At 29.9% G+C, this 22,794-nt stretch carries 24 protein-coding genes; 22 read left to right on the forward strand and 2 right to left on the reverse strand.

Annotated features, from left to right (window positions below):
• The first annotated feature begins 65 nt into the window (after window positions 1–65).
• On the forward strand, window positions 66–431 hold the full coding sequence (locus CPIN17260_RS00090) for a nucleotidyltransferase family protein (protein ID WP_078415203.1): 366 nt from the start codon (window positions 66–68) through the stop codon (window positions 429–431).
• Window positions 424–981, forward strand: a complete 558-nt coding sequence (locus CPIN17260_RS00095; RefSeq protein ID WP_078415202.1) for a HepT-like ribonuclease domain-containing protein — start codon at window positions 424–426, stop codon at window positions 979–981. Before CPIN17260_RS00090 ends, CPIN17260_RS00095 begins: the two co-directional genes overlap by 8 nt.
• Window positions 982–1,004: 23 nt before the next feature.
• On the opposite strand, the gene CPIN17260_RS00100 is transcribed toward CPIN17260_RS00095, so the two are convergent.
• The gene (locus tag CPIN17260_RS00100) at window positions 1,005–2,633 is read right to left on the reverse strand and encodes a relaxase/mobilization nuclease domain-containing protein (RefSeq protein WP_078415201.1); all 1,629 of its coding nucleotides are present in this window, start codon (window positions 2,631–2,633) and stop codon (window positions 1,005–1,007) included.
• Between the two features lie 591 nt (window positions 2,634–3,224).
• Between CPIN17260_RS00100 and CPIN17260_RS00105 the strand changes: the two genes are divergently transcribed.
• The 19 genes from CPIN17260_RS00105 (at window position 3,225) to CPIN17260_RS00200 (ending at window position 21,084) form a co-directional block, all read left to right on the forward strand.
• Window positions 3,225–3,536 (forward strand): hypothetical protein, encoded by a 312-nt coding sequence (locus CPIN17260_RS00105; protein ID WP_078415200.1) that lies wholly within the window; start codon window positions 3,225–3,227, stop codon window positions 3,534–3,536.
• A 10-nt stretch (window positions 3,537–3,546) separates the two neighbouring features.
• Window positions 3,547–3,789, forward strand: a complete 243-nt coding sequence (locus tag CPIN17260_RS00110; protein WP_078415199.1) for a hypothetical protein — start codon at window positions 3,547–3,549, stop codon at window positions 3,787–3,789.
• Window positions 3,790–3,797: 8 nt separating this feature from the next.
• Window positions 3,798–6,299 (forward strand): VirB4 family type IV secretion/conjugal transfer ATPase, encoded by a 2,502-nt coding sequence (locus tag CPIN17260_RS00115; protein WP_078415198.1) that lies wholly within the window; start codon window positions 3,798–3,800, stop codon window positions 6,297–6,299.
• Window positions 6,300–6,423: 124 nt separating this feature from the next.
• Window positions 6,424–7,077 (forward strand): VirB8 family type IV secretion system protein, encoded by a 654-nt coding sequence (locus tag CPIN17260_RS00120; protein WP_078415197.1) that lies wholly within the window; start codon window positions 6,424–6,426, stop codon window positions 7,075–7,077.
• A complete protein-coding gene (locus CPIN17260_RS00125) occupies window positions 7,074–8,303 on the forward strand; it encodes a TrbG/VirB9 family P-type conjugative transfer protein (protein WP_078415196.1) in 1,230 nt (409 codons plus the stop codon). Before CPIN17260_RS00120 ends, CPIN17260_RS00125 begins: the two co-directional genes overlap by 4 nt.
• A 52-nt stretch (window positions 8,304–8,355) precedes the next feature.
• Window positions 8,356–9,453: a DNA type IV secretion system protein ComB10 gene (locus CPIN17260_RS00130; protein WP_418225665.1), complete on the forward strand. Its 1,098-nt coding sequence runs from the start codon at window positions 8,356–8,358 to the stop codon at window positions 9,451–9,453.
• A 12-nt stretch (window positions 9,454–9,465) separates the two neighbouring features.
• A complete protein-coding gene (locus tag CPIN17260_RS00135) occupies window positions 9,466–9,684 on the forward strand; it encodes a hypothetical protein (protein WP_078415194.1) in 219 nt (72 codons plus the stop codon).
• Window positions 9,677–10,621: an ATPase, T2SS/T4P/T4SS family gene (locus tag CPIN17260_RS00140; RefSeq protein WP_078415193.1), complete on the forward strand. Its 945-nt coding sequence runs from the start codon at window positions 9,677–9,679 to the stop codon at window positions 10,619–10,621. The genes CPIN17260_RS00135 and CPIN17260_RS00140 overlap by 8 nt, the downstream gene beginning before the upstream one ends.
• Window positions 10,618–11,052, forward strand: a complete 435-nt coding sequence (locus CPIN17260_RS00145; protein WP_078415192.1) for a plasmid mobilization relaxosome protein MobC — start codon at window positions 10,618–10,620, stop codon at window positions 11,050–11,052. Before CPIN17260_RS00140 ends, CPIN17260_RS00145 begins: the two co-directional genes overlap by 4 nt.
• A complete protein-coding gene (locus CPIN17260_RS00150; RefSeq protein WP_078415191.1) occupies window positions 11,045–12,943 on the forward strand; it encodes a type IV secretory system conjugative DNA transfer family protein in 1,899 nt (632 codons plus the stop codon). Before CPIN17260_RS00145 ends, CPIN17260_RS00150 begins: the two co-directional genes overlap by 8 nt.
• Window positions 12,944–13,049: 106 nt before the next feature.
• A complete protein-coding gene (locus tag CPIN17260_RS00155) occupies window positions 13,050–13,244 on the forward strand; it encodes a hypothetical protein (RefSeq protein ID WP_078415190.1) in 195 nt (64 codons plus the stop codon).
• A gap of 41 nt (window positions 13,245–13,285) precedes the next feature.
• Complete coding sequence (locus tag CPIN17260_RS00160; RefSeq protein ID WP_078415189.1) at window positions 13,286–14,155, forward strand: ArdC-like ssDNA-binding domain-containing protein; 870 nt, start codon at window positions 13,286–13,288, stop codon at window positions 14,153–14,155.
• A gap of 59 nt (window positions 14,156–14,214) precedes the next feature.
• Window positions 14,215–14,490 (forward strand): hypothetical protein, encoded by a 276-nt coding sequence (locus CPIN17260_RS00165; protein ID WP_078415188.1) that lies wholly within the window; start codon window positions 14,215–14,217, stop codon window positions 14,488–14,490.
• Between the two features lies 1 nt (window position 14,491).
• Complete coding sequence (locus CPIN17260_RS00170) at window positions 14,492–15,703, forward strand: type IV secretion system protein (protein WP_078415187.1); 1,212 nt, start codon at window positions 14,492–14,494, stop codon at window positions 15,701–15,703.
• 17 nt (window positions 15,704–15,720) lie between these two features.
• Window positions 15,721–16,128 (forward strand): hypothetical protein, encoded by a 408-nt coding sequence (locus CPIN17260_RS00175; RefSeq protein ID WP_078415186.1) that lies wholly within the window; start codon window positions 15,721–15,723, stop codon window positions 16,126–16,128.
• A gap of 11 nt (window positions 16,129–16,139) precedes the next feature.
• Entirely contained in the window at window positions 16,140–18,092 is a 1,953-nt protein-coding gene (locus CPIN17260_RS00180; protein WP_078415185.1) for a type IA DNA topoisomerase, read from the forward strand.
• Window positions 18,093–18,101: 9 nt separating this feature from the next.
• A complete protein-coding gene (locus tag CPIN17260_RS00185; RefSeq protein ID WP_078415184.1) occupies window positions 18,102–19,103 on the forward strand; it encodes an adenine-specific methyltransferase EcoRI family protein in 1,002 nt (333 codons plus the stop codon).
• Between the two features lie 742 nt (window positions 19,104–19,845).
• Window positions 19,846–20,502 (forward strand): AAA family ATPase, encoded by a 657-nt coding sequence (locus tag CPIN17260_RS00195; protein WP_078415343.1) that lies wholly within the window; start codon window positions 19,846–19,848, stop codon window positions 20,500–20,502.
• A 15-nt stretch (window positions 20,503–20,517) separates the two neighbouring features.
• Window positions 20,518–21,084 (forward strand): hypothetical protein, encoded by a 567-nt coding sequence (locus tag CPIN17260_RS00200; RefSeq protein ID WP_078415342.1) that lies wholly within the window; start codon window positions 20,518–20,520, stop codon window positions 21,082–21,084.
• A gap of 29 nt (window positions 21,085–21,113) precedes the next feature.
• Here the strand turns inward: CPIN17260_RS00200 and CPIN17260_RS00205 are convergent, their stop codons facing one another.
• Entirely contained in the window at window positions 21,114–21,878 is a 765-nt protein-coding gene (locus CPIN17260_RS00205) for a replication initiation protein (RefSeq protein WP_226996947.1), read from the reverse strand.
• A gap of 122 nt (window positions 21,879–22,000) precedes the next feature.
• Between CPIN17260_RS00205 and CPIN17260_RS00210 the strand changes: the two genes are divergently transcribed.
• Window positions 22,001–22,621 carry an AAC(3) family N-acetyltransferase gene (locus tag CPIN17260_RS00210; RefSeq protein WP_226997022.1) on the forward strand — a complete coding sequence of 207 codons (621 nt, stop codon included), beginning with the start codon at window positions 22,001–22,003 and terminating at the stop codon, window positions 22,619–22,621.
• The last annotated feature ends 173 nt before the right edge of the window (window positions 22,622–22,794 follow it).

A 22,794-nucleotide genomic window follows, 5' to 3' on the forward strand; every position in this document is an offset into this window, starting at 1 on the left:
GAAAAAGATAGACAGAACATAGTTTTAAAATCATTTGATAAAGATTGCAACAAAAAGAGTAAAAAATGATAGTTTCAAAACAAGCATATGAGATACCAACATCTAAAAACTATATTTTGACAAAAGATGCTATATTGGAGTATTTATCAGAACTAAAGTCAAACCTTAAAAATGATGGCATTAAAAAAATAGGCTTATTTGGAAGTTATGCCAAAGGTTATGCTGATGAAAATTCAGATATTGATATAGTTGTTTTAGCGGATAAAAAAGAGTTTTTAGAGAGACTAGATGTGTATAATGCACTTGAGTATTTGGATAATTTAAGAAAGCAAATTTCAAATAAATTTCACAAATCTGTAGATATTTGTGATTTTTACTCAGAACAAAAAATGGAAGATAATAAAATAGTAAAAGGGGCAATTTATGTCTAAGCACATCAGAAGATTGGAAATAGCGGTTGAAAAAATAGAAGAAATAGAAAAAATTTGTAGTTTAAAAGGGGTTAAAAAAGCTTTAGAAGATGAGTCAATTTTAAAACCTGCCATAATGAAACACTTTGATGTAATTCATCAACAATTTGAAAAGTTAGAAAAAGATCAAGAATATAAAATTTTAAGTAAATTTGACAAAGACGAACTAAAAGGATTAAGGCGTGTTAGAAACTGGTCTTCACATGATTACGATAATATACAAAATGAAATTATAGAGCAAACAATACATACAAAACTACCAAAACTTAAAGGAAATATACAAGAAGTTTTAAAAGAGACAAAAAAAGAACTATGTAAAAATTTAGAAAAAAATGTTGATTATTTTACCAAAAAAAAAGATATTTTAATACCACAAGCAAAAACAGAACTTATAAGAAGCATTGAAAAAGAGTATGAAAAATTACAAGAGCATAAAATTGAACTAGAGAAGCCATATAGTGATAAGATAAAAAATATAATTAAAGAAAATTCAAAAGAAAATCAAAAATAAATTATGAGAAAAAGGGAGAAAAACTACCCCCTGTTCGCATTTCGTCTAAATTCAAAGTCATCTTTGCTTTTAGATTTTGATTTATTAATGCCACTACGAGAGCCAAATTTATCTGCCATGTCTGCTTCTTTTTTGATTTTAGCCAGTCGCTCATTTGGCTGGGTACTAAGCACAGAAACACCCTTAAAATACTCTTTAAATAAAAAGTCATCCTTGCTTATATTTTCACTCTTTAAAAGCTTTTTAGAAACATATTCAAACCGCTTCTCACATACACCAGTAATAAATTCTTTATTGCTATTAAGCCGTTTTTTAAACTCTTTAGCTTCATCAATCTCAAGTTCTGAATGTTCTAAAATGTATAAATTTTTATCCAAAATCTCAAGCTTTTTACTTAATTTAAAAAGACTTTCATTGTGACCGAGCATCCTAGTAACGATTAAGCTATCATCAAAGTATTTTTTAGCATTGTCATCTTTTCTATCACGAAGCATGGCTATGGCTCGTTTAACTTTTTTATAATTTTCAAAATCAGCCTTACTCACACCTTTATTTTTTGGATAAAGCTTGTTGTAGTTATAGCTAAAATTTTCAAGCAAAGTAAGCCCAGCTGAGCGGTCTTTGTAGTTTGCGAGTTTCAACTCGTTAAGAAGATTAGCTTCATGCGTTAGTTTATTAATATTTTTAATTTCAATTAAAATTTTATTGCTTTTGTCCTTAATAATTTTATTGCTTTGTTTTAATTCTTTAGCAAGTTTATACGATTTTTTATTTCGCTTTTTAGCATAGAGTAAGAAAAGTTTTAAAAGCTCTTCATTGACTTTTTTAAGTTTCTCAAGATCATCATTCATAGTTTTAATTCGCTCAGCAGTCGAGTTGTATTTTTCTCTGTTTTTATCTTGCATTTTATCGTAATAGTCGTTGATTTTATCCTTAGCCGTATAATCATCCACCTCAAGCTTAATATTAGATTTTATTTTGTTAAATTCGTTTTTTAAATCCTTATCCAAGAAATTTTTATTTTCATATTTTAGACCACGAGCTGATAGGGCATAAGCAAATGCATCCCTTGCATCATCAAAAAATTCTCTAATCTCCGTACGACTATCAAAGTGAATTTTTTTGCCAGTAAAATTATTTCTTTTATTTAAGACCACATGCACGTGTGGATTATTCTGATGAGTATGCGTTACAAACACATACTTATGTCCTGTAAAATTAGTACCAAGAACACTTTTAACACTTTGCTCTAAAGCTTTTAATTTTTGTTTATCACTACACGGCTCTTTGATAGAAAACATTAAATGCCATGCATCTTTTGAGTTTAGATTTTTACCAAAATCCTTGCTCCATTCGATCATCACTTCGTCACTGCTTACTCTCTCCCCTTTTTCATTAATAGCTGTGCCGTCAATAGAATTTTTAAGAGCATAATCAATGCATCTTTTAATTGAAGTTTTTGGTAAATTTGAAATCATTTTAATAACTGATTGTTTGGTAAAATTATTTTTTGAAAAATTAGTATTAGATCTTGCAAATCCTCTACCACTTCCAAAATAAACATTTTTATGATCGGATTTTGTAAATTTAGTTCGTCCAGCTCTGATAGCTTTTAATTCATCAAAATATTTATCCCAATCAATACTACTCAAAATAATCTCCAAAAAAAATAAAAAATATTTGAAAATTATATTAGCTTAGTAAAAATAAAAAAGAGATTAGAAGAAGTAAGGCAGGATAACCCCTTTTGTGTGCCATTTTTTAGCATAAATACCGAAAAAATCGGCATTTATAGCTGATTTTTGAATTTTTAACAAATTTCAAAAATAAAATAAAAAAGGCTTTGCGTTTTTATTTTTTGGATAAAACAAAGTAATCAAAGAATAAAATAGAAAATTTCAAAAAATATTTGAAAAATTTTAAAACTAATAAAAAATAAAAATCATATTTGGAAAAACAAAAAAGAATAAGCAAAATTATAAAAATATGTAAAAAATGGAAAAATAAGAAAAAAATTTTAATTAAAACATTTTGTAAAACAACATTTTTTAAAAAAAACTTCATCAAACATCGCAAATATAATAAAAACCAAAAAATCAAAAAGTAAATAAAAATCTTAAAATAAATTAAATAGACTTAGTAAATGCCTATAAAATGGTAATTTTGGAAAATAAAATTACAAAATGTTTCTTTTTTGTTTTTGATATAGTTATGAAATAAAATCATAATTAAAGGACAACTCAATGAAAAAAATTTCAAAAAACCTCAAAAAGATTTACTGGCTCTTAGTATGTTCGCCAGTCTTTTTATTTGGTGCAGGAGATAATGTACTTAAAAAAATGGCGACTGCTGCAAATGAACAAATCACAGAAGCTGGAAGTAGTGTAGCAAGTGTTTTAAATACAGTCATTCTTGTGCTTGGTGTTTTATGGATTATATTTTTAGCATTAGTTGCATTCTTTAATATTGAAGCTGCAAAAAATCACGCAAAAGGTATTTTAATTGCCTCGATTATTCTTGGTATTTGTTACGGATTAAGTGCGGCTGCAATGTAAGGAAGTAAAAATGATAGTAACAGATTGCTATATGGATTTAACTAAAAAAACAAAAATAATAGGTTTAACTTCAACTAGTTTAATTATTGTATTTATAGCTGGATTTATAGCGTGGTTTGTTCTAATTTTATATTCATTAGTAATTGTGGCAGTTTTATACTGCTTGTTTTTTATTTTAGAATTTTTTGATGAAGATATATATGCGATCATCGGTTCTAAAATGAAAATTTCTCAAAATAAATTTTATGCATAGGGTTAAAAATGGCTCGTGGATTAATTGATGTATTTAAAGACTGGAAGAAAGAAAAACAAAGGGAAAAAGAAAAGCAAGAGCTAGGTTTTGATAATTCAAAAAATAAAAAGAATGCAAAAAGAAACAATAAACAGACAAATCAAAGTGGATGCGGATTAAATAAAAAAGCAGACAAGATAATAATGTTAGCAGAACCACAAATTTATACATTAGCAAAAGAAAATAATATCGCATGTAAATATGGTGATAATGTAATAATTACAAAAGATGGCAATGCAACCATAGCAGTAGAGCTAAAAGGAACGAGCTATGCTGGAATTACTCTTGATGATGAAACAGATTATCTTTTAAATCGTGTTATGTTTTTTACAACATTAAAAAACGATGTAGAAATAAATTTAATTATTAAAAAAGACAAACAAGATATAACTAAAATTAAAAAAAGAGATATAAACCCATATGCAGAAGAGATAATAGAAAAATGGGAGACAAATCAAGATATTTACTCAATAAAATATTACTTAATTATCTCAACAATCACTAAAAATTTAACAGGCATACTTGAAAGTTTTAAGACAAAAGTAACAAGCGAACAAAACGAAGAAAGTAGTGAAAGTGTAAATTTAAGACAAAAAATAGATCTATTAAATGAAACACTTTTAAATATTAAAAATTATCTTTTAATTTATAATCCACGCCAAATGGAAGCTGATGAAATAATTAATTTTTATGCTACATACTCAAATGCAAAAGAAACCAGCCTAAGATATACAAACGAATTAATAACGGATTGTTATATAAGCTCGGACGTTGAATTTAAAAAAGATTATATAGAATTTTTTCGCAACGACGGCACTACCAAATACGCAAGATTTATAAGCATTAAAGCCTACGAAACAGAGCAGTTAAAATCACTTATTACTTCAAATCTAATCAAAAGTAATAATGAATTTATGGCAATGATTTATTTTAAAGCATATGAGAAAAGAAAAGCAATCAAAAAGATAAAAGATACAAAAACATTCTCGGTTGAACTAGTAAGAGCAGAGCTTGATGAATTAATGGAGTTAGTTCAAGCAGACAGAGAAAACTTAGTAGAAACAAGTTTTTCAGTATATTGTCTAGCAGATAGCTTATCAGAGTTAGACGATAAAGCAAACAAGCTTAAAAATATTCTTGAAAATCAAGGGTTAAATGTCGTAAGAGAGACACTAAATCAAAAACCCTTATATTTTAGTTTCTTTCCAAGCAGGGGAAATTTAAATGCAAGAAAGAAAACGCTAAACATAAGCAACTTATCCACAATCGCCAACTTTGAAAACGAAGTAACAGGCTTTAATAGAAATGATTGGGGAGATGAAGCAGTAACAACATTTAAGCATATAAACCAAACACCCTTCCTTTTTAACTTTCACTATACACCAGACGGCGATAGACCAGCAGGTCATACAATGATAATGGGTGGAACTGGAAAGGGAAAGACAACACTTGCTGAGTTTTTAATGACAAATCTATTTAAATATCCAATAAACATATTCGCAATGGATAAATTAAGAGGAATGAGCAACTTTACAAATTATATGGATGGAGAGTACCACGACAGTGAGAGCGAAGAGTTTAAACTAAATCCATTTACTCTTGCTGATACACATGAGAACAGGGAATTTTTAAAATCATGGCTTCAAATGATGGCAGAGATAAAAATAGACGAACACGAAGAAAAAAAGGATATTAACAGCACCGTAGATAGAATGTATGAAATGAAGCAACCAAACCAAGTCATAACGCTTAGTGACTTTATAATCTCACTTCCAGCTGACAATGATGGAAAATCAAGATTAAAAATAAGGTTTGATAGCTACAAAGGTTCAATATTTGACAATAAAGAAGATGCTCTAAATTTCAAAAAACAATTATCAGTGCTAAATATGGATGGGATATTAACCAATAAAAAAATATCAGCACTTACAGCGATATATATATTTCATAAGTTAAAAAACCAAGCAAAGAATAGCACTGATACTAGGGGCTTTTTCTGCTTTATAGATGAGCTTAAAGATTACTTGCAAGACGAAACCATGCAAGAAAAAATCTTAGAAAGCATCCTAGAAGTAAGAAAGATAGGTGGAGTAATGTGTATGGGATTTCAAAGCCTTAGTCTCTTTAAACAAATTGAAAGGGGTTCATCGTTTTTAGATAACATCGCAAATTTTATTATATTCCCAACAAACAATACAGAAGCATTAAACGAGATGCACGAAATAATAGGACTTGCACCAACGGAAATTAAATACTTAAAAGAGAGCAATTCAAGCACAAGAGAAGTGCTTTTAAATATGAAGCTAAGAAACGAGAGTGCAAAACTAAATATAGATCTTTCAAAGTTAGGAAGCCTACTAAAAGCATTCTCATCAAGTTCAGACAATGTAATGCTAATCAAAAAGCTAAAAGAAGAAAGCCCAAAACATTGGCGAAAACTATACCTAGAACATAAAGGAGTAATACAATGAAAAAAATAGTGATTTTAACGGCAACAATAATGATGATATTTTTAAGCGGATGTACAAACAAGCCAAGCAAAATAGAAAAGATAAGTCCTTGTGCTTATTGCGACTTTTCAAAATAGGATTTAAAATGGCATTTGAAGATAAAAAAGTAGACCCAAATTTTATTTTTAAAATGGAAAGAAATATTAAAGCATATATGCTTTATATCATTATAGCCTTAACAGTTGTAAGTGTTAGTTTATCAATAGCCTTAGCACTATTAACACCTTTAAAAGAAACAAAGCCAGTTTTACTTAAATTTAGCGAAGCTGACTCTCGCTTTGTAACTATTAGCGACACTAGCCTTAACATAAGGGGAGATGAACAGCTATTAAAAAGCATAATAGCTGGATATGTTAAAAATAGAGAACTAATAAATAGAATTGATGATATAGAACGATACAACGAGATAAGAACACAAAGCAGTAGACAAGTGTGGGAAGCATTTCAGACTTTAGTAGCCGATCCAAATTCAATTTATACCACAAAAAGCTATTATAGAGATATTCAAATTTTAAACGTCTCTATTTTAAGCAAAAATGTTGCAACAGTAGATTTTCAAGCAGAAATCACGAATCCATCAGGAACGGATAAGAGCTTTAAGAAATATAGAAGTGCAATAGAGTATGACTTTCAAAACCAAAGTAGTACATATTTGGATAACATAAAAAATCCTACAGGCTTTATAGTTAGCAAATACAGAGTCACACAGATACTTGATGAAAGAAAAGATAAAAAATGAAAAATTTAACGAAAATATACATAATTTTGGCTACGGCTTTAAATTTAAATGCTCAGGGACTTAGCGAAGAACAAATGAGCGAAGTAAGAGCAATTATGAGACAAACTCAAGAGCTAGTCAACGAACAGAAACAACAAGACCAGTCCATGGGTGAAAACATATTTAATGATAAAACAAAAAATATCAACAAAAACATCCAAACAAGTGTAGGTATAAATCCATTTGGAGTATATGGACAAAAAAATTATCAAGAACATCCACAAGATGAGTATATAGATTTTGATGGTTCGACTTCCCAAGAGCCAAGAGAGTATAGCAAGGAAGAGATGGAGCTTATGCGAAATGCTATAAGAAATCAAGACTTAAAAGCATTACAGAAAAAATTTCACTCAAAAAAATATAGCGGATTTGAGAATACCAAAACAATAAAATACACACCAAACAAGACTCACAAAATAAGAACTCGCCATGCAATGGCAACAACTTTAATATTTGACAGCCCAATAGAAAACTTTATACTAGGAGATCAAACAGGTTTTAAACTAGAGCTAATCCCAAATAAAGATGATGCAATAGCAGTAATTCCGCAATTAATAGGAATTGATACAAGTCTTACAATTTTTACAAGAGATGGAAAAATACATACATTTTATATATTTTCAACAGACTATAAAAATACAAAAGACCCAAGCTTTGTGATTTATATCCAAGATGAAGAAGCAATAAGAGCAAAACAGGCAAAAATAGAGAGAGACAATAGAGATTATAAAATCATACAAGATGGTATCGCAAAGCTAAAAATAAAGAAAAGCGATATTTACAACGGTTACATACAAAAAGCAAACAAGGAAAACGAGTGGCTACTATCGGCTGAAATTTTTGACGATAAGAAATTTACTTACTTTAAATATCCAAAAGACGAGTTGCCTCAAGTACCAGCAATTTTTGCGGTAATCGATAATCAAGACAGCCCAGTAGAGACAAGGGTTATAGGAGATTACATAATAGCCGAGACCATAAATCCAAGATTTACGATTAAAAGTGGTAATAGCTATATATGTGTAGGACGAAAAGAGACAAAAGAAGAAAAAGATAGAAAAGAAATGAGAAAGAATTTAAACACAAGTAAAGAAGTAATAAAAGAAAGACAAAAAGAAAATAATAGCAAGATAAAAGTCAATAAAGAAAAGCAAAATCAAGCAATAAACAGAATAAAAGGAATATAAAATGAAAAAAGGGAAAAAAGCGTTATTCTTCAGTATTATGGCATTGTATGTAATGCAATCTCCTTCCCTTTTTGCTAATGAGCTAAGCGACGAACAGATAAGAAATTTGCAAAATGAAACGAATTTAAATCATCTTTTTGAAAATTCAAAATTCCCAGTTGATGATTACATTTATAAGGCAGGAAAGAGAGAGCCAAATAAAGATCAATCCGATATCGCCCAAGCTCTAAAAGGGAAAAAAGACAAACAAAATTCACCGACTCCACAAACACAGGTGCAAATGCCCCAATCCGTGTTTAAAGAACAAGAAAAAGCAAAAAGAAACAAAGCCAAACAAGAAGAACTACAAGCCAAACAAGAAGCCTTGCGACAAGAGATAAGGGTTGATAATAAAAAAGCCTATGATAATAAAATAAAAAAGCTTTTAAGAGCTCAAATTTTAGCCAATCGCAATAATGAAATTAAAAACATTGATGGATCCTCTTCAAAATATGGTGTTGATGGCTTTTCAAATCAAAAGCCTGTCGACATAAGCACAAACGAACATAGGCTTTATAGGACAATAAGGGCAGGACGCATGATACCAGCTATTTTAACGACCGCAATAAGCTCAGATTTAAGTGGAATAATTACAGCTCAAGTAGAACAAGACATATATGCTTCAATGGGGAGAGCTGTTTTAATCCCACGCGGAAGTAAAGCAATAGGTTTTTATACCAACGACACCAAAATCGGTCATGAAAGACTAGAAATTAGATGGAGAGAAATTATTACACCACAAGGCATAAACATCATGTTAACGGATGCATTAGCTGCTGACAACATGGGTATGAACGGAGCTATAGGAGCTATAAATAATAAATATTGGGATAGATACGGAATGCCCTATTCAATCTCAACTCTGACAAACGCCTTGCTTTTGGTAATAGCTTCAAAAACGCAAGGGGCTAACGCTTATACACAAGAGATATACACTAATACAAGAAGTGACGTAGGCACAGTAGTTCAAGATATGATACAACAGCAAAGCCAAATTAAGCCAACGATTGAAATTCAAAGCGGAAGTCGTATATTCTTAGTGCCGACAAATCATATGTGGTTTAGTAAACCAAAAAATGGCGAAGTCTTAATGAAATATTTTAAAGAATAAAAAGGATAAAAAATGCAATTTGAAAAAATACAAGGTCAAATAGAAAAAGAGCTTGAAAACAAAAAAGCCTACGACAAAATACTGGATAAAATCGGCACTCAACTAAAAACCACAAAAAAAGCCGAAGCAAATTACAATAAAGAGAAAGAGAAATTAGAAAATTTGATTATGGAAAAAGAAAGACTTTCATCTGCATCACAAGAAATAAACAAAGAGCAATCAAATGAGTGAAAGTGTAATACTTAACAACATACTAGGAGTGTTGACACCATATCTAAATTTAAAAGCAAATGAGCTTATTTTTAATAAACCATGCGAAATAAATGTAGATTATGGCGATCACTGGGAGATAATAAACGATACAAAACTAGATCTTAAATTTTTAAATAATTTCTTGATAGAACTTGCTACAAGGAGAAATCAAAGGTTTAGTGAAGCACATTGCCATCTATCGTGCGAACTACCTGAACCATTTTTAAGATATAGGGTTCAGGCACAGCACAAATCAAGTCTTTTTAATAGCGAAATAGCAATCTGCATAAGAATACCAAGTAAAGAAAATTTCAAATTAGAAAGCTTTGTTTTAAGTGATAAAGTTAGACTTGATGGCTGGAATTACGAAAAAATAAAAGAACTAATAAGAGAGAAAAAGAATGTACTACTAAGTGGTGGAACAGGAAGTGGAAAAACAAGCTTTTTAAACTCACTAATGGGTGAAATTGATCCAAACGAGAGAGTAGTAACAATTGAAGACAGCCAAGAGTTAAGAGTTGAAAATATAAATAAAACTCAACTTGCAGTCCCAAAAATAGCCAATGAAGTATATAGCTATCAAATAGCAATAGACAATGCTATGAGACTTCGACCTGATAGACTATTCTTAGGCGAAATAGACATAAGAAATACCTTCTCATTTTTAAGAGTTAACAACACAGGACATGCAGGAAACCTAAGTACGCTACATGCCAACAGCCCAAAAGATGCAATAAAAGCTATAAAAACAAACATTATACTAGGCGGTGGCTTATCAAGTGTAGACGACAAGATGTTAGATAGCTTAATTATTACAGCAATAGACTATATTATCCAAATAGAAAGAGTTAAAAATCAAAGAGTAATAACTGACATCTTAAATTTAAAAAAAGACATGGTAAGGATTGTGGCATGAAAAAGACAAGACACCACATATACTTAACAGAAGCCGATAATAGAATTTTAAGACAACTATCAGATAAAAGAAATCAAAGCAGATCTGCAGTTGTTAGAAAACTAATTCAAACCCAAAAATACAGAGATAATTTACAAGAGATAGAAGCGAATAATAGAATAATTGGCAGTTATTTAAAAGAATTTAGCCATATAGGAACGAATATAAATCAAATAGCATACCATCTAAATGCAAATATAACAAATCATGAAGAAGCAAAAACAGACCTTGAAAAGAACATCGTGAAGCTAATGCAGAAGATAAAAGAGTTAAATGAAAAGGTTGATACACTAAAAATTAAGATAAATGTACCGCACACAAAAACCCCAAGCAGTATAGAAGAGCAAGATGACGTACAAGAATACGAAATAAAAAGGGAAGAAAATGGATAATACACAGAAATTCAGCACCACAAAATGGATAGTCGTATTTATAACATCGTTATTGATTGGAGTGGTGGTATACTTAGGAATGGTCAAGCTTATTTTTAACCCAGATTTGGTAAATGTTCCAATAGTTGCTCTCAAAATTTTAAATAACATTGGAGAACCAACATTAAAATTTAAAGCATATGTAGCACTTTTAATGCTTTTTGCTCCATTTTTAATGTGTGTAGTGTGGTGGATGTTACCATACCTACAAGATAATGAAGACTACGGTTCAGCTAGGTTTGCGATGCCAAAAGATTTTAAAAAGATGAAAATTAACTACGATACTGGTTTGGTGCTTGGTTGTCTTGATGTTAACAGCGACAATCCAAAATTTATAAGAGCAACACAACCGCTCTCAACATTAGTCGTTGCACCTCCTGGAAGTGGTAAAACTGCAGGTATGATAATTCCGAATTTGCTAAGTGTGCCTAACTCTTGCGTAGTTTTAGATATAAAAGGAGAGTTATACGAAAAAACGGCTGGATATCGCCAAAAATATTTTAACAATGAAATCCAACTTTTCTCCCCTTTTAGTTGGGATAATACGCTATTTTTTAATCCGTTTGATAATTTAATAATTAAAGATATGGAATATATACATATTAAAAAATTAGCAGAGCAAATAGCATCTACTATTTTTGTAGGAGAGAAAGGACAGGAAAACGATCACTGGATTGTATCAGCAAAAACCATGTTTGTATTTTTTGCGGAATATTTTATGCAAAAAAATAAACATACAACATTAGCACAATTAGCACAAGCACCAAAAGCCGATTATTTTGATGTATTAGAAGATAAATTTTTAGATGAAGCATTAGAAGAAATAGATGAAGATAATCCTGAAAAAGAAAGGGAAAGAGATTATGATGTTGATACTTTTAGAATATGGCTAAAACAAACTAGTTTTGATGAGACAATAGATGAAAATACTAGAAATCAAGCTAGAGCTTACAGTAAAGCTGCCGAAAATGAGTTTGCTAGTATAAAATCAACTTACGACACATTTATGAAAGTTTTTACCAATCCGCAAGTAGCAAATGCAACAAGTAAAATGAGCTTTACATTTGAAGATTTAAGAGAAAAAAGAATATCAATGTATGTTGTAATTCAAACTGAAGACATGGAAATTTTAGCTCCTTTGGTACGAATTTTTATAGAAACATTATTTAAAAAATTAATGAGTGGGCATGAGTGCAGTGATATAGATAAATTTATATATTGCTATTTGGATGAATTCGTCAGATTTGGCAAAATGCCATTTTTGCTTGAAGCACCAGCACTATGCAGAAGCTATGGATTACTCCCAGTGTTTGTTACACAAAGCTATGAACAAGTAAAGAAATACTATGGTGAAGATGATATGAATATAGTTAAAAACAATAGCGGATATCAAGTTATTTTTAATATGAATAGTGACAAGGATGCTGAAGACACAAGTAGATTAATAGGTGATTATACGAACATAAAGATTAGCCGAAGTCAAGGAAACTTAGAATTATTTAAAAGCAACATCTCAAAGAGCAAAGAAGCCAAAAGGCTAGTAACCTCACAGGACTTAAAAAATCAAGATAGTAGCGATATTTTAATTTTGGTAAAGGGTTTCTTTAAGCTACCAATTAAAGCCAAAGTGCCATATTGGTTTAAGATGAAGCAATGGAGCAATGCGGACAAAATAAAAATAATATCAATAGAAAACCCACAAGATGAGCTAGAAATCAATAAAGAAAAAAGAGCCACAACAGACAACAAAAGCGAAGAAACAATAGAGCAAACAAAAAATGAATTTAATGAGAAAAAAATGCAAAGAGATGAGCTATTAAGAGCTTTAAAAATTAGAATAAATAGGGAGTAAAAGTTATGATTTTATATGTTTAAAGGTTTTAATCTAAATTTTAATACCAAATTAAAATTCAGATTAGAGTCTAAAAAGCTCTAAAATCCAACCCTAAGGAGTAAAAATGACTTATGAAGAGAGACTGGAGCAAGAAAAAGCATACAAAGAGTATGAAAAACACCTTGCTGATCAGTTTGAACATAGCGAAGATGGCGAATTTAAAATCAGTAACGAAGAGAGCAAGGAGTGGGAATATCTAAATAAGACCAACCAAAGCTTAGATATTGCAGACGAAGACGAGCCAAACACAAACTCATAGCCCAAAAGCTATGAGTAAACAACAGAGATAAAGGATTAAAAATGGCAAAAGAGCAAGAGCGAAAAACTTGGGAACAGATGAGTAATGCAGAGAAAAAAGAAAGTTTTGATAAATATGCAAAATTTAAACTTTTTGAAGCACACAAGACAGCAAAAGCTGATTGGCAAAAAGATATGAGCAAGGAAGAAGTAGACAATACAATTCCATATAATGCATCAACTGGCAGAACATACTCAAGAGAGACTAGTATGCTGCTAAGAGCAGAAATGGCGATAAAAGGTTATAACAAAGCTCAGTTTGTAACTATGGAGCAAGGAAATGCTATGGGAGGAGTACTAAAACTAAAACACGATGAGCAAACAGGCGAAATTTTAAAAACTAAGAATGGTAAAGATGCAAGAGTCGACGGTGTAAAAATGCTTTATATTGCAAACTATGAGATGAGACCTAAGATTGACAAGGATGGCAAAGAAGTCACGGCTGTGGTTAAAGACAAGGATGGCAATATTAAGATAGACGAGAATACCAAAAAACCGCTCACTTACATAGTTAAAGAAAAAATCCCAATTGAACCAAAACTAGAAACAAAAACTCTTTATCATGTAAGTCAATTTGAAGGACTAGATGAGAGCAAGGTAAAAGATAGAGATTTAACCGCTGTTCACAATTACAGAGAAACAGCCAAAAGCCAAGCATACGAAGTAAAGGTCGATTATGGCAAAACTCTAGGCATTGGCGGAAATTTGGAAAAGCAACTAAATAATCTAACATTAGCTCAAATCAAAGGCGTAGATTATTTTAACCCAGCTAAAAGGCTTGATATGAGCAAAGAAGAAGATAAAACCAAAGGCAAAAAATCAATTAAGAAAAAAACTAAAGAGAAAGATAATAGTTTGGATCAAGGTAGATAAGCAGTCAAAATGAAACTTAGGGTTAATGGGGCGAAAGCCCCAAATTTAAAAGGGAAAAAATGTTAATTGAATTTTTAAATTTTTTAGGTCTTAATGATAAGACTACCCACAAAAAACAGCCTACACATATGAACGATGCTAGTGTAAAAGAAAAGGCTGAAGAATATATAGTGCAGATGCAAAGTCCATATTTTAAAGAAGAAATTACAACTAAAACAATAATAAAAGACGGCAAAAAAATAGAGATTAAAAAAATAAAAACTGCAGAGCCATTAAATAACGGCAAGACTTTGGTGTCGATAAAAACGTATAAAAAAGATATAACAAGGATGTAAAATGGCAGAACAACAAGTCGCAAAAGAGCTACTTACCGATAGTAATTGGATAAATAAAACACAAAACATAATGCAAGAAAACGTAATGAGCCTATTTGAAAAATTTTATCAAGGAGCTCACGACATAGTTTATTCATCAGGAGTAACAACAATCATAATTCTAATAGTCGTTTATTGGCTACTAGATAAGCTTAAAAACGGTTATCCAACAAGAGATGAATCATTTGGGGCAATGAAATATATAATATCACTTTGTTTTATTTATGCAATGTTAAGTTCATTTGATGCTTACACGGGATTTTTAAATTTTTTAACAATTCCAGAAAGTGTAATAACGGCAGTTGTTAGCTCAATTTTTCAAAATCAAGACTTTGGAACTATCGTAACAGAATCAGCAAATAAAGTAGATAATCTAAGAGCATCGATGTGGGATTATGGAACAACACAATACTTAAAATCAGAATCTTGGAATTTTGGGTTTTTTGAAGTTAATGGTCCAGCTGACTATTTAATGGCTGGGGTAGTAACCGCATTTTTAATGATCCCATTTTGGATATTTTATACAGGATTTTTTATACTTTTGATAGGAATCGTAATAGTTATATTTTTTAGTAAATTTACAGCATTTTTGATTTTAAGTACACTACCGCTAATTATTCCATTTTTAATATTTTCAAGGTTTAGACCATATTTGTGGAGCTGGTATAAATTGTACTTATCATATGCAATTATCGCCCCTTTGGCATTTATAGCTTTAAATTTAGCTATGAATCCGATACTGCAACTTGAAAAATTTCAAAATAACATAGCGGAAATATTTTTAAAACAATTTGAGTATTTAATAACAGGGGCAATTACTTGTATTACGGCAATTTTTATACTTAAAAGAATTCCAAGCTGGATAAATGCTGTTTTAGGAACTCAAATGGAAAGTGGAAGCGGTGGAGTAGTAGCAGGAGCCGTAGCTGGTGGAATAGCTGGAAAAACACTACTTGGCGGATTAGCTAGAAAAGCTAGTGGTGGAAGTTTTATAGGCGGAGCTTTGCAAAGCTTTGGTAGAGCGACTGGCGGAAATGCGGTTGGACATATTGCTAAAACAGGAATCGATGCGAGTATCAACATGGGAAAAGATATAGGAAAAGGGGCAAAAATACTAGGGACTGGAACATATAACACCTACAAGGCATTTAGGGGTGGATATGCAATACCGTAATATAAAAAAGGAAAAAAATGGATAAATTTTATTATTGTAGTATTATGATAGATTTTAGTGATATTGCTTATTTTAGGGGTTTTATTGATTGTAATATTCAAATTAGAGATAAAAATAAAGCTTATAAAATTTTAAAAGTAGCAAAAAAGTATGGCGAAGATTGGCAAGAATGTTGTGAAGATGAGTATTCTATTCTCAAAACTTGTTTAATAAAACAGAAAAATTTTATTAATTTTTTAAACATAGATAAAGCATTAGATTGCATTATAAAAAAATACACCAAAAGGACAAAAGAAATAGAAGTTGAGTATGAATTTTTAAAAGAAGACATAGGTTTCATAAAAGAAAAACATAGACCACAAAATAGAATTTTACAAATAAAAGATAAATTAACAATGATGATAGATTTTAGACCAAACATATAAAGGAAAGCTAAATGAACAATACAATAATTATAATTGAAAGTCCAAATAAATGTGAAAAAATAGAAAAAATTACTGGAGCAAAAGTTTATGCTACAAAAGGACACTTTAAAGAATTAAGCAAAGAGATCGTGGAGAATTATCAAGATTATACTCCAATATTTGAAATAAAAAAAGAAAAAAAATATCAAATAAATCAAATTTTTAATGAATGTAAAGGCAAAGATGTAATAATTGCGACAGATCCAGATCGTGAAGGTTATGGTATTGGCTATATGGTCTATGAAGTTATAAAAAACATAGCAAAAAGCATAAAAAGGGCAGAATTTCACGAGATAACAGAAAGTGGAATCAAAAAAGGACTTGATCGTGCTGTGCCATTTACTAACTCAAATTTAAAAGAATTTGATAGTTTCAAAGCAAGAGCTGTTGGCGATAAACTAGTGGGCTTTATAATGAGTCCAACATATATAAATAAATTAAATGATAAAAATATAAGTGTCGGTAGAGTCCAAACTCCAGCACTTGCATTAATTGTTAAGCGAGAGCTTGAAATCAAAGAGTTTAACGAAAACCCTGCTTCAAAGCAAATAAGCTATAAAATCAAAGCAAAACTACAAACGAGAGATGGCATAGAATTTGATGCAATAAACGACAATATATTTACTTCAAAAGAAGATGCAAATGCAAAAATAGCCGAATTTGCTAATGCAATGGCAAAAGTGTATCAAGTAGATACAAAACAAAGCGAGATTAAACCACCTGCACCATTTAGAACAAGCCAACTCCAAGAAATGGCTAGTAAAAGATTAGGATTTAGCTCGGATAAAACTATGAGCCTAGCCCAAAAGTTATTTGAGAAAGGCTTAATTACATACCACAGAACGGATAGCAATACAATATCAGATGAGTTTATAAACGAAGTAGAAGCTAAATTTAAAGAACAGGAATGGTATGAAAAAAAGGAATATAAAGCAGGAGCTCAGAGTCAAGCACAAGCTCACGAAGCAATAAGAATATCACACGTACACGAATATACCAAAATAGACGAAATCGGAGTAAAAGAAAACTTAAGTGACGATGAAAAGGCGTTATACGAACTAATTTTTTTAAATTCAATTCAAAGTCAAGCCAAAAATGCAATCAATGAAAACACTACATATGATATAAGTATAACAACGTTAAGCTTTAAAACAAAAACCAGCAAATGCATTTATAATGGATTTAAAGGGGCTTTAAAAGAAGGAACACAAGATGATGAAGATACTGATGAAGAAGGACTAGAAATTACTCTAAATTTAAAGCAAGGCGACGAAGTGCAAATAACAGGATATGAACTAGCCGAAGTTAAAAAACAAGCACCGAAACATTATAAAGAGAGTAATTTTATCTCCCTTTTAGAAAAAGAAGGTATTGGAAGACCAAGTACTTATGCTACGTTCTTGCCTACGCTACTTAAAAGAGAGTATGTGATTACAGAGAAAAAAGGGAAGAATCAAATTATCGTAGCAACAAGCAAGGGGATAAATTTTATCGAAAATATTAAAGCAAACGATGAATGGGTAAGTCAGAGCGAATTTACGAAGCAAATGGAGAGCGTACTAGATGAGATAAGCGATGGTAAAGTGGGCTATTTAGACTTTATCAAGCCTTTGCATGAAAAAATGGGATTTGTAAAATTAAACTCAGGCGAAACAAAACCACCAAGCGAGAAACAACTAGAATGGGCAAAGAGTATAGCTAAAAACATAAATTTAGAACTTCCAAAAGGAATTGAAGGAGACTGGAAAATATGCTCAAATTTTATTGAGAAAAACAAAGATAAAGACGTGCGACCACCAAGTGAGAAACAACTAGCTTTTGCAAAGAAACTAGCAACAGACAACAAAGTAGAGTTACCAAATGGCATAGAAAAAGATGTAAAAATATGCTCAAATTTTATAGATAAGCACATAAAGAAGAAGTAAGATAAGAGTATGAACCAAATAAAACCGACAGAGCCGACCAGTCAAGGATGGATGGCTAATAAAGAGAAAAAGAAAAATGTTTACTTTATGAAAGCAAAATATGAAGTAGATGATGAGTTTTATACGAGCTATCATGAAATCAAAAAAGAGCTAGATGATTACAAATCACATTTTAAAGGCAAGATTGTAGTGTGTCCTTGTAATGATGGAAAGAAAAGCAATTTTTATCACTATTTTAAATTAAATTTTAAAGAACTAGAGTTACAAAAGCTTATAACTACGACTTTTAATATCAATGACCAAAATGCAAAGGGAACAAAAATAGAAATTACAACAAAAGAAAAAAAAGAAACCCAATTGCACGGACGTGGCGATTTTAGAAGCGATGAAATAAGAGAAATAATCGCACAGGGAGATATAATCGTAACAAATCCGCCATTTTCACTTTTTAGAGATTTAATAGAGATAGTAGAGAGTGAGAAAAAGAAATTTTTAATAGTCGGTGGTACATACTCAATCACTTATAAAATGATATTTGAATTATATGAAAAAGGCAAAATTTGGCTAGGGAATAATCAAGTCTGCATTTTTACACGCCCAGACGGCACAAAAAAGCGTTTTTCAAACATAAGTTGGTTTACAAACCTAAAGAGTATCAAACACTTAGAACCAATAAAACTAACAAAAAGATATAAAAGCAACGAGCATAAATACCCTGAATACGATAATTACAAAGCCATAGAAGTAACCAGCTATAAAGATATACCAATTGATTACTACGGTATAATCGGTGTTCCGCTAACATTTTTTTTAAGGCATAATCCAACTCAATTTAATATATTGGGCTGTGATTTTCAAATCAAAGAAAAATACCCAGAACTTGTAAAGCAAGATTTTGCACAAAGCAACACAAAATCAGCCGTGCTTAATGGACAAGAGATGTTTACAAGAATAATAGTGCAAAGAAAAATCGGCTTATTGCCTAGAACAAAATTACAAAACCAATTTTAACGAGAATAGAAAATGAAACAAAAAAAGAAAGTAAAATTATTTGATAGCCCGATAAAACAGTTTATATGGGTTTTTATAGCAATACATTTAATAGGAATCGGATTAAACATAATACTTTATTTTTTAAAAATACCAAGTGGAATAGAAACAATTATTAATGCAAGTCCAATATTTATAACATTAGCTATTATTTGCTATATAGTTTTTAATGTAATGCTGTATACAATATTAAAAATTAGATTTTTAATATCGCAAAAATAACCAACTTTTAACTCACAAAAGTAAAACATACACCAGAAATAAAAAGAAATAAGTGGCATATCCTTCATTAAAACAGGTGTTTTTTACACTTTAAGGCTTGTATAAGCTTACAAAATATAGCTAAAAAACCGATAAAATCGCTATTTAATAGCATTTTACGAATTACAACTTTTTACAAAATGTTCCGATAAAGTAGAATAAAAAACAAATAACAAAAAAAGAAAGAGTAATGAATTGTTATAGCATATTCAAAATAGTCTCTTTTTTGTAAAATAAATAATACATAATAAAAAAAGAGATTATATTTTAAATAACACTTTATAACTTATAAATAACTTTATAATAACTAATTATTTAACACTTTATAACTTTAATATAACTAATATTTTACTATATATTTAACACAATATAATCATATTTTAACACACTTTAAGAAAATAGTGATATAATTCATATAATTTTAATGTATTAAGGAAGTATAATGATTGTATCGATTTGCAATGAAAAAGGAGGAAGTGGAAAAAGTACCTTAGCAACAAATATTGCCATTAATCAAAGTTTATCTAAAAACGAACTACCGCTATTAATGGATACTGATCCACAAAAATCGATAGCTACATTTTTAAACATAAGAAACGAAGAAAACAAACCAAAGGTTTTTGATTTTACATATAAATATGGCGAAAATTTAAAAGAATTCTTGCAAAGCTATAGCGGTAACAAAGACATTATAATTGATACTGGCGGAAGAGATAGTAGAGAGATGAGAATAGCTATTGCATTAAGTGATATGATTATAATTCCAACAATCCCAAGCCAGTTTGATGTTAGCGTGCTAGATAAAATGGTTAATGTTATAAAAATGGCAAAAGAACAAAACGAAAAACTCATAGCATATATAGTAATCAACAGGGCTTCAACAAATCCTTTTTTATATAAAAAAATCGAGAGTTTAAAAAGTTTTATAGAAGAGATAGAGCAAGATTATATAAAATTAGCCGAAACAATCATATATGAGCGAGAACGCTACAAAGTAGCAACTCAACTAGGGCTTGGTGTGGTTGAAATAAAAGACGGTAACAAGGCGGAAAGCGAAATTAAAAACTTATGTCTTGAACTTTTTAATACAAATAAATAGATTACGGAGATAAAAATGAATTTTAAAAAAACCACAAACTCAATTGAAAATTTAGATGCGTTTATAGATGGTGCAGAGACTCAAAGAGAGAGAAAAGAAATAAATACTTCTTTTATAAATGTTAAATTTTCAACAGAACTTGGAGAAAAAATTAAACAAAAATATCCAATATTATCTATTTCAAAATTTATAGAGCAATCATTAATTAACGATATTCCACACATAAAAGAAGAAATTTTGCCATTTATTTATCAACAAGCCAAGTGGTATGATATGAAAATGGATGATTTTGTAAAATTTAAAATGGGCTTAACGGAATCGCCACAGACAATAGAACCAAACAAAACGGATGCAGTATTAAAAAATAGGGGGTTAAGGATAAGTAATGAAAATAAAGAGAAAATAATCAAGAAAGCACAAAATATCGGGTTAAAAATTTTAACTTATTCAGAAATCAAAATTTTAGCTACTTATAAATTAAAAGATATTTTTACGTTTGAAGAGTTGATGCAATTTAAAGCAGAAGCGATGAATTACGAGCTAGAACTAGATGAATACATTGCAATGAGAATAAAGGGATAGAAAGCTTAAAAACGGCATATTAGCCGTTTTTATGAAGCATCTTTAAAAAGAAATTTAAAAGAATAGCCGACTATTTTTTTATTGTCGTTTGCTAAAAATTGTTTTTCAAACATAAGTTTCTTGAAGTAGTTTTTATTTAATTCCTTTATGGATGGCAAAATTACTCTAGTATCAATATTGCTGGACTCGTAATAATCTGGCACAGCCATAAGGTTCTCAAAATCAGATCGGCTAAATTTTACACATTTAAAACCATCTTTATCAGGTTTTATATTTTCATATTGGAGTAATAACCGATAAAGAGTTTTTGCAAATTTGCCTTTTATGGCTACAAAATCATATAAATTAATTTTCATAAATTGAAGAACACCAAAGAGAATATCTAAGGCAATAGGATTCATTTTAAAGCGTAAAATTTGTTGATTTCTAAAGGTTTTAATGTCAGTAAAAAATACACCCAAACTTAAAATTTCATCGTCATCTGTAATTTCAAGGGTTCTATATATTGCTGCACCATCCTTGCCAAGAACTTTATTTGCAAAACTTTTAACTTCATCGTTAAACCTAGTTTTATTTATCCCTTTGTCAAAAAATCTAGAAATTTCAGAGTAAGGCATTTCTATAAAGCCTTTATTTTCTGCATATCCTTTTTGCTTTGCAAACCAGCAAATCGTAAAGAATATATCATAATCCCTAGCTGTAAAATTAACTGGAAACAAAATAGAATTCATCTTATTTTTAAAAACAAGATTACCGTATGATTTTTTAAAATTCTTTTTTGAAACTTCTAACACAAAATCGCCTTTCTCAAAATAGAAAGAAAAGTCACTCATATTTATACCTCGTAATCTAAAAATTTGACTACAATTTTAAAATACTTTTAATGTGTTGAAGCTTAAATTTATTAATTGACTCAATACTTGATAAAATAGGAAATAGTGGAACTCTTGCATTACAAACATTTAATTGGCGGTTTTGTTCTGGAGAAACATATGATATTTTAAATACAAAATCAGAAACCGGTTCATTGGGTAATATTGCTCTTAAAAGAGATGATTTTAAAAGAACTAGACATCCAATATATTCTTTTGCTGTTGCAGGTAAATACCAAAATGAGCTTATTTCTTTAAGAAATAAAGGTGCTTTTGATGCTAATTCGCCTTTTGACTTTATGTATAAACATAATGCAAAAATGATTATAATCGGATTACCTCTTCAAAATTCTTTTACATTTGTGCATTATGTAGAAGAGATGTATAAGGTGAGTTATAGATATAATAAAACATTTACTTCTTATTATATTGATGATAAAGGGAATAAAGAACTTGTTAAATATGATATGCATGTTAGAGATATTGAAAATAAAGTTTTAACTTTTATTGAACCACTAGAATCTATATTTATTGAAAATAATGTTATGAAAGTATCTTTATTTGATGGTATAGAAATTAAAAAAATTGATTTGTATTTAGCATATAATATAATAAAAAAAGATATTCTAGAAAATAATGGTAATAATTTATATAAAATAGAATAAATGATTAAAAAACTAAGCCAAATACAATTTCGTATATAACTTCTTACTATAAATAAATACGTGGATTTTGTTTTTCTTATAATGATTTTAAAACTTAAGTATGGAACTTACAAAGTAAAAATATATACTAATTAACGATGTAAAAGTAGAAACTATATGAAATTATTCATAAA

It is taken from the genome of Campylobacter pinnipediorum subsp. pinnipediorum, from assembly GCF_002021925.1.
Taxonomy (GTDB): domain Bacteria; phylum Campylobacterota; class Campylobacteria; order Campylobacterales; family Campylobacteraceae; genus Campylobacter_A; species Campylobacter_A pinnipediorum.